General features: G+C 66.6%; 3 protein-coding genes. All 3 read left to right on the top strand.

What is annotated here, in order from left to right; translation table 11 throughout:
• Positions 1 to 465 (top strand): ABC transporter permease subunit (locus AC3A3W_RS00005; protein ID WP_487439846.1); only part of this gene is annotated, 465 nt, incomplete at its 5' end.
• Positions 462 to 1286, top strand: coding sequence for an ABC transporter permease (locus tag AC3A3W_RS00010; RefSeq protein ID WP_487439847.1), 825 nt, complete (start codon positions 462 to 464; stop codon positions 1284 to 1286). The genes AC3A3W_RS00005 and AC3A3W_RS00010, both read left to right, overlap by 4 nt.
• On the top strand, positions 1283 to 2071 hold a 789-nt coding region (locus AC3A3W_RS00015; RefSeq protein WP_487439848.1), incomplete at its 3' end, for an ATP-binding cassette domain-containing protein. The genes AC3A3W_RS00010 and AC3A3W_RS00015, both read left to right, overlap by 4 nt.

Consider the following 2071-nt stretch of genomic DNA (forward strand, 5'->3'; position numbering starts at 1 on the left):
GTTCACCTTGGCGTGCTGCCAGCGGCGGGCCACGGCGAAACCCGCAGCATCGTGCTCCCTGCCGCGACACTCGCCGTCGGACTCTCCGGGCTCTTTGCCCGGGTGACCCGCGACGCGGTCGCAGACGTCCGGCAATCAGACTATGTCCGGTTCGCGGCAACCAAAGGACTCGGCGGCCGGATGGTTTTCCTCCGCCACATCCTCAGGAATACCGGCGTCACGTTGATTTCCTACGTCGGAGTGCAGATGCTGATCCTCGTCGAAGGTGTCGTCATTGTCGAAAGCCTCTTCGCCTGGCCGGGGTTGGGACACGCCCTTGTGCACGCCATCTTCTGGCGCGACCTTCCCATGATCCAGGCAACTGCGCTGGCCCTGGCACTCCTCGTGGTCGCCCTCAACACCGCCGTGGACCTGGGCGCACTTGCCCTCGATCCCCGTCCCCGCCACCGGGAGGTCGTCCTGTGAGCACCTCCTTTGCTGCAGCCAGGCCAGGCACCGCCGCGGGGGTCAGCGCCGTCCAGCTCATGGCCACGGCCCTGCTGGCCATGCTGGTGCTCTTCGCCATCGCCGGCCCGCTGGTGTGGCCCGACCACGCCTCCCAAGACCTGTCCCGGTTCCTGCAAGCACCCAGCCTTGCTGAACCGCTGGGCCGCGACCATCTGGGGAGGAGCGTCATCGCCCGCCTGGCCCACGCCACGCAGCTATCCTTGCTGATGGCCGTTCTGTGCGTGGCGACCGCCCTGCTCGCCGGAACACTTGCAGGCATCCTTGCGGCCTGGCGGGGAGGCTGGATTGACACGCTCCTCCACGGTCTGTCCGAGGCGTTCATCGCACTTCCCGCCCTCCTCGTCGTCCTCATGTTCTCTGCCATGGCCAACGGTGACCTGTGGACCCTATATCTGGGGCTGGCCATGGCGCAGTGGGTGGAATATTTCCGGATGGTGCGCGCCCGCAGCGGAGTGCTGCTCGCCGGGCCGGCCGTCGAGGCAGCCGGCATGCTCAAACTGGGTACCGCTCACATCATGCGCCGTCACCTCTGGCCCGAACTGCGGCCCCTGCTCACGGCCATGGCCACCTTCGGCATCGGATCCTCGATCCTCGCACTCTCCACACTTGGATTCGTCGGCGTTGGCGTCCGCCCGCCCACCCCGGAACTGGGGCTAATGATTACCGAGGCGTTCCCGTACTACCACGAGGCTCCCTGGATGTCCCTCGCCCCCGTCCTGATCCTCACCACGATACTGACCGGGCTCCTCAGCCTGCGGAGCAAGGAGGCCCACCGATGAGCATGCGCGTAAACAACCTGACGGTAACCTGCGCAGACAAAGTCCTGGCCGACGTCGCCGGCCTCACCTTCGAGAGCGGACGGCCGGTCACGATCGTCGGCGAAAGCGGTTCGGGAAAGTCGCTGCTGGCCCACGCAATCATGGGAACCCTCCCGGCGAACCTCACGGCGCGGGGCAGCCTGTACATGGACAGCAGGACATACGACCTGGAGGACCGGACAAACCGGCGCAGCCTGTGGGGCCGGACCATGTCCCTCCTGCCCCAGGAACCCGTACTCGCCCTTGACCCCACAATGCGCGCCCGGGAACAAGTGGCCGAGGGCGCCGGCACGTTCAACAGCGACAAACGGGCAGCACGGCACACAGCAACCAAGCTGCTGGGCGCCCTCGGACTGGGACCGGCAGCCGAGGCATTCCCGCACACCCTCTCGGGCGGCATGGCCCAACGGGTCGCGTTCGCCGCAGCCACCATTGGCAACGCCCGGGTGCTGATAGCCGATGAACCATCCAAGGGCCTGGACGAACATGCCCGCGCCGAGCTGGCTTCCCTTCTGCAACGGCACGTTGACGGCGGCGGCATTCTGATCACCATCACCCACGACCTGGATCTTGCGCGCGAACTCGGCGGCGACGTCCTGGTGATGAAAAACGCCCACATCGTAGAATCAGGCCCGGCTGCGGCGGTTCTACAGAATCCAGCGCATCCCTACACCCGCCGGCTGCTGGCAGCCGAACCGGCGAACTGGAACCATAGCTGGACGCGGGGCGGAGCCCCAAACGAAACA

This window comes from Arthrobacter sp. Soil_N43 (assembly GCF_057655195.1).